We start from the raw sequence: 7,019 nt of genomic DNA, 5'->3' as shown, positions 1-7,019 counted from the left end.
AGGGCGGACGGGCAGCTGGAGTACCTGGGCCGCATCGACTTCCAGGTGAAGGTGAGAGGCTTCCGAATCGAGCTGGGAGAGGTGGAGGAAGGGCTGAGGCGCCACCCCGGAGTGCAGGAAGCGGTGGTGGTGGCCAGGGGGGAGGGAGGGGACAAGAAGCTGGTGGGGTACGTGTCGGTGAAGGCCGGCCAGCAGGTGGAGGCCGCGGAGCTGCAGGAGCTGCTCAAGCAGCACCTGCCGCGCTTCATGGTGCCCTCGGTCCTGGTGGTGTTGGCGGCCATGCCCCTCAACCCCAACGGCAAGATCGACCGCAAGGCCCTCCCCGAGCCCGACATGCAGGGCGCCGGGCAGGAGTACGTCGCGCCGAGCACGCCGACCGAGGAGCTGCTCGCGAGCGTGTGGATGCAGGTGCTGAAGGTCGCGCGCGCGGGACGGGACGATGACTTCTTCGCGCTCGGCGGGCACTCGCTGGTGGCCACGCAGGTGGTGTCGCGCGTGCGGACCCAGTGCGGCGTGGAGCTGCCGCTGCGCGCGGTGTTCGAGGCGCCGGTGCTGCGGGAGCTGGCCGCGCGCATCGACGCGCTCGGCAAGGGCCGCGCCGCACCGCCGCTGAAGCGGGTGGCGCGAGACGGGAAGCTGCCGCTGTCGTTCGCGCAGCAGCGGCTGTGGTTCCTCGACCAGATGGAGCCGGGCAGCGCCAGCTACAACATCCCGTTCGCCGTGAGGCTGCGGGGCGAGATGGACGCGGCGGCGCTGGAAAAGAGCCTCGCCGAAGTGGTGCGTCGGCACGAGGCGCTGCGCACGACCTTCGAGGAGGTGGACGGGCAGCCGGTGCAGCACATCCAGCCGGCGGGCAGCTTCAGGCTGAACGTCGAGGACGTGTCGCACCTGCCGGAGGCGCAGCGGGAGGCGGCGGCGCGGCAGCGCGTGGAGCAGGAGGCCCGGAGGCCCTTCGATCTGGGCCGGGAGCTGATGCTCAAGGCGCTGCTGGTGAAGGTGGCCCCGACGGAGGGGGTGCTGGTGGTGAACATGCACCACATCGCCTCGGACGGCTGGTCGCTGGGCGTGTTCGTGAAGGAGCTGGTGGCGCTGTACGAGGCCTACAGCGAGGGGAAGGCGGCGGGGCTGGAGGAGCTGCCGGTGCAGTACGCGGACTATGCGGTGTGGCAGCGCGAGTGGCTCCAGGGTGAGGTGCTGGAGGAGCAGGTGGAGTACTGGAGGCAGAAGCTGGCGGGCGTGGCCCCGCTGGAGCTGCCCACGGACAAGCCGAGGCCCGCGGTGCAGACGTACCGGGGCGCGACGGTGCCGGTGAAGCTGCCGAGCGTGCTAGCGAAGCGGGTGCGCGAGGTGGCACAGCAGGAGGGCGTGACGCCGTTCATGCTGCTGCTGGCGGTATGGCAGACGCTGCTCGGGCGCTACAGCGGCCAGCAGGACGTCAGCGTGGGCATGCCCATCGCGGGCCGGCGTCAGGCGGAGGTGGAAGGCCTCATCGGCTTCTTCGTCAACACGCTGGTGGTGCGCGCGCAGGTGGAGGGGGCCAAGAGCTTCCGGGAGCTGCTGGCGCAGGTGAAGGAGACGACGCTGGGCGCATACGCGCACCAGGACGTGCCCTTCGAGAAGCTGGTGGAGGAGCTGCGGCCGGAGCGGGACCTGGGACGGGCACCGCTCTTCCAGGTGATGTTCTCGCTGCAGAACGCGCCCATGCCGGAGCTGGAGGTCAAGGGCCTCACGCTGCGGCTGGAGGAGCTCAGCCGGCAGCACTCGAAGTTCGACCTCTCGCTGGCCCTGACGGAGTCCGCGGAGGGGCTGGACGGCCTGCTGGAGTACAGCACGGACCTGTACGAGGCGGGCTCGGTGGAGCGGATGGCGCACCACTTCCAGGTGCTGCTGGAGTCGGCGCTGGCGCGGCCGGAAGCGCGCGTCTCGGAGCTCCGGCTGCTGGATGAGGCGGAGCGCCGGCAGGTGCTGGTGGAGTGGAATGCCACGGGTGCGACGTACCCGCGCGACTCCTCCGTGCACGCGGTGTTCGAGGCGCAGGTGGACCTCACGCCGGACGCGGTGGCGGTGGTGGACGGCGGCGAGGTGCTGACGTACGCGCAGCTCGAGCGCAGGGCCAACCAGCTCGCGCAGTTCCTGCGGAGCCAGGGCCTGACGCTGGAGGAGCGCGTGGGCCTGTGCCTGGAGCGCTCGGCGGACCTCATCGTGGCGATGCTGGGCGTGCTGAAGGCCGGCGGCGTGTACGTGCCGCTGGATTCGGCGTACCCGGCGGACCGGCTCGGGTTCATGGTGGCGGACAGCCATGTGCGCCTGCTGGTGACGCACGGCACGCTGGCCCAGGGGCTGGACACCTCCGGACTCACGGTGGTGCGGATGGACGAGGATCGGGCGACGCTGGATGCGGCAAGCGCGGAGCGGCCTCGCGGCGCGGTGTCGGCGCTCGGCCTGGCGTACGTCATCTACACGTCGGGCAGCACGGGCCGTCCCAAGGGCGTGGAGGTGGAGCACCGGCCCATCGTGCGGCTGGTGAAGGGCACCGACTTCGCGCAGATCCAGTCCGAGGACCGGATGGCGCAGCTGTCGAACACGTCCTTCGACGCGGCGACGTTCGAGGTGTGGGGCGCGCTGCTGAACGGGGCCGCGCTGGTGGTGGTGCCGCGCGAGGTGGCGCTGGTGCCGGCGGAGCTCACGCACCTGCTGCGTGAGCAGCGCATCACCGCGATGTTCCTCACGACGTCGCTGTTCAACCAGGTGGCTCGGGAGCTGCCGGACGCCTTCGAGACCATCACGCACGTGGTGATCGGCGGCGAGGCGGCGGACCCGGTGTCCGTGCGCCGGGTGCTGGCGGCGAAGCCTCCGCGGCGGCTGGTGAACGGGTACGGCCCGACGGAGACCACCACGTTCGCGACGTGGCACCTGATGAACGACGTGGCCGAGGGCGTGACGAGCATCCCCATCGGCCGGCCGCTGAAGAACTCGACGGGCTACGTGCTGGACCGGAACCTGAACCTGGTGCCGGTGGGCGTGCCGGGCGAGCTGTACGTGGGCGGGGATGGCGTGGGCCGGGGCTACCAGGCCCGCCCGGAGCTGACGGCGGAGAAGTTCATGCCGGATCCGTTCTCCGCCGAGCCCGGCGCGCGCATGTACCGCACGGGAGACCGGGCACGGCTGCGCGCGGACGGCGTCATCGAGTACCTGGGCCGTCAGGACCAGCAGGTGAAGCTGCGCGGCTTCCGCATCGAGCTGGAGGAGATCTCCGCGGCGCTCCAGGCGCACGCGGGCGTGAAGGACGCCGTGGCGCTGGTGCGCGAGGTGTCACCCGGCGACAAGCGCCTGGTGGCCTACGTGATTCCCACGGGCGAGGAGGCGCCGGCTCCCGCGGAGCTGAAGGTGCACCTGGCTCGCACGCTGCCGGACTACATGGTGCCGTCGGCCTACGTGGTGCTGAAGGCGTGGCCGCTGACGCCCAACGGGAAGCTGGACCGTGCGGCCCTGCCGGCGCCGACGGGCTCGGACGCCGGGGTGGGCGAGGCGGACAACGCGCCGCGCACGCCGGTGGAGGAGACGCTGACGAAGATCTTCGCCGAGGTGCTCGGCGTGGAGCGCGTGGGGCGTGGCGACGACTTCTTCGAGCTGGGCGGGCACTCGCTGCTGGCCACGCGGCTGGTGTCGCGCGTGCGCTCGGGCCTGCGGGTGGAGCTGCCCCTGCGGGCACTCTTCGAGTCGCGCACGCCGGAGCGGCTGGCGGCGCGGGTGGAGACGTTGGTGCAGCAGGCGGCAGGGGCGAAGGTGCCGCCGCTGAAGCGGGCCGCGCGTGAAGGGAAGCTGCCGCTGTCGTTCGCGCAGCAGCGGCTGTGGTTCCTCGACCAGATGGAGCCGGGCAGCGCCAGCTACAACATCCCGTTCGCGGTGACGCTGCGGGGCGCGGTGGATGCCGAGGCCCTGGAGAAGAGCCTCGCCGAGGTGGTGCGGCGGCACGAGGCGCTGCGCACGACGTTCGAAGAGGTGGACGGGCAGCCGGTGCAGCACATCCAGCCGGCGGGCAGCTTCAGGCTGGAGCGGGCGGACGTGTCGCACCTGCCTGAGGCGCAGCGGGAGGCGGCGGCGCGGCAGCATGTGGAGACGGCGGCGAGGAAGCCGTTCCACCTGGGCCGGGAGCTGATGCTCAAGGCGCTGCTGGTGAAGGTGGGCCCCGCGGAGAGGGTGCTGGTGGTGAACATGCACCACATCGCCTCGGACGGCTGGTCGCTGGGCGTGTTCGTGAAGGAGCTGGCGGCGCTGTACGAGGCCTACAGCGAGGGGAAGGAAGCGGCCCTGCCGGAGCTGCCGGTGCAGTACGCGGACTACGCGGTGTGGCAGCGCGGGTGGCTGAAGGACGAGGTGCTCGGCGAGCAGGTGGAGTACTGGAGGCAGAAGCTGGCGGGCGTGGCCCCGCTGGAGCTGCCCACGGACAAGCCGAGGCCCGCGGTGCAGACGTACCGGGGCGCGACGGTGCCAGTAAAGCTGCCGGGAGCGCTGTCGAAGCAGGTGGTCGCGCTGGCGCAGCAAGAGGGTGTGACGCCCTTCATGCTGCTGCTGGCGGCGTGGCAGACGCTGCTGGGGCGCTACAGCGGCCAGCAGGATGTCAGCGTGGGCATGCCCATCGCCGGCCGGCGTCAGGCCGAGGTGGAAGGCCTCATCGGCTTCTTCGTCAACACGCTGGTGGTGCGCACGCAGGTGGAGGGGACGAAGAGCTTCCGCGAGCTGCTGGCGCAGGTGAAGGAGGCGGCCCTGGGCGCGTACGCGCACCAGGACGTGCCCTTCGAGAAGCTGGTGGAGGAGCTGAAGCCCGAGCGCAACCTGGGACGGGCACCGCTCTTCCAGGTGATGTTCTCGCTACAGAACGCGTCCATGCCGGAGCTGGAGGTCAAGGGCCTCACGCTGCGGCAGGTGGACGTGAAGCGCGACACGGCGAAGTTCGACCTGTCGCTGGCGCTCACCGACACCGCCGAGGGGCTGCACGGCTCGCTCGAGTACAGCACGGACCTGTACGAGGCGGGCACGGTGGAGCGGATGGTGCGCCACTTCCAGGTGCTGCTGGAGTCGGTGGTGGCGCGGCCGGAAGCGCGCGTGGGCGAGCTGGCCCTGCTGGAGGCGGCGGAGCGCCAGCAGGTGCTCGTCGCCTGGAACCCGACGCGGGTGGAGTCCTCGTCCGTGGCGTGCGTGCAGGAGCTGTTCGAGGCGCAGGCGGATCGCACGCCGGACGTGCTCGCGGTGGCGTGCGGCGGACAGAGCCTGACGTACCGGCAGCTCGACCAGCGCGCCAACCGGCTCGCGAACCGGTTGCGGCGCCTGGGCGTGGGCCCGGAGGCCCGTGTGGGCCTGTGGATGGAGCGCTCGGTGGATCTGGTGGTGGGCATGCTCGCCACCCTCAAGGCCGGGGGCGCCTACGTACCCGTGGACGCGGACTACCCCGAGGCGCGCGCGCGCCTGCTGCTGGAGGACAGCGGCCTGTCGGTGCTGGTGAGCGAGCAGTCGCTGCTGAAGCGGCTGTCGTCCCTGCCCGGCGGCGCCGTGGCCCTGGCGCTGGACACGGAGGACCTGGGCGCGGAGAGCGACGCGAGGCCGGCCCGGGTGACGACGCCCGACAACGCCGCCTACGTCATCTACACGTCGGGCAGCACGGGCCGCCCCAAGGGCGTGGTGGTGGAGCACCGCCACCTGTGGCACCTGCTGCGCTGGCACCTCGAGGCGTACTCGGTGAAGCCCGGGGATCGCGCCAGCCAGGTGGCCTCGCCGGCATTCGACGCGGCTGTCTGGGAGATCTGGCCGTACCTCGTGAGCGGGGCGGCCCTGGACCTGCCGGATCGCGACACGCGCCTCGAGCCCGCGCGGCTGGTGGCCTGGCTGGTCGAGCGCGGCATCACCGTGGCCTTCCTGCCCACGCCGCTGTGCGAGGCGGTGCTGGCGGAGCCGTGGCCGGCGGAGACCCGGCTGCGCTGGCTGCTGACGGGCGGTGACAAGCTGAGCCGCCGGCCGTCGCCCGACGCGCCCTTCCGGCTGGTGAACCACTACGGGCCCACCGAGGCGACCGTGGTGGCCACCGCGGGCGAGGTGCTCGCCACGGGAAGCGGGAGGGATCCGTCCATCGGCGGGCCCATCTCGCATGCCCGGATCTACGTGCTCGATGAGCACCAGGCGCCCCAGCCGGTGGGCGTGCCGGGCGAGCTCTATGTGGCGGGCGCGGGCGTGGCTCGCGGCTACCTGGAGCGGCCGGAGCAGACGGCGGAGCGCTTCGTGTTGGATCCGTTCTCCGAGGAGCCCGGGGCGAGGATGTACCGGACGGGAGACCGGGTGCGCTGGCTGACGGACGGCACCCTCGAGTTCCTCGGTCGCATGGACTTCCAGGTGAAGATCCGCGGCTACCGCATCGAGCTGGGGGAGATCGAGGCCGTGCTGTCTCAGCAGCCGGCGGTGCTACACGCCGTGGTGGTGGTGCGGCAGGCCGTGGGTCGGCCGCAGCGCCTGGTGGCCTACGTGGTGCCGCGCCAGGGCCAGACGGTGGATACCGAGGCGCTGCGTGCGTTCCTCCAGTCACGGCTGCCGGAGTACATGGTGCCCGCGGCCTTCCTGGTGCTGGAGGCGCTGCCGCTGACGCCCAATGGCAAGGTGGACCGCAAGGCCCTGCCCGAGCCGGAGGACCGGGGCTCGGAGCAGGCCTTCGTCGCGCCGCTCACGCCGACGGAGACGGTGCTGGCGGAGCTGTGGGCGCAGGTGCTGAGCGTGCCGCGGGTGGGCCGTCACGAGAGCTTCTTCGAGCTCGGTGGCCACTCGCTGATGGCCACCCAGGTGATGGCGCGCATTCGCGGCGCCTGGGGCGTGGAGCTGCCGCTGCGCGCGATGTTCGAGGCGCCCACGCTGGAGGCGCTGGCGGCGCGCATCGACCAGGCGAAGTCGGGCCCGGGACGCAAGGTCCCCGCGTTGGAGCCGGTGCGTCGGGACGGTCCGCTGCCGCTGTCGTTCGCGCAGCAGCGGCTGTGGTT

Annotated in this window: 1 protein-coding gene; it reads left to right on the top strand. The window is 71.9% G+C overall.

Annotated elements, in window-relative coordinates; genetic code table 11:
* A partial coding sequence (locus VF697_RS16090; protein WP_331095906.1) for an amino acid adenylation domain-containing protein occupies window positions 1-7,019 on the top strand: 7,019 nt, incomplete at both ends.

It is taken from the genome of Archangium sp. (genome assembly GCF_036388035.1).
Classification (GTDB): Bacteria; Myxococcota; Myxococcia; order Myxococcales; family Myxococcaceae; genus Archangium.
The sequence above is the reverse complement of the archived record's forward strand: the minus strand, read 5'-3'. Positions and strand labels throughout refer to the sequence as shown.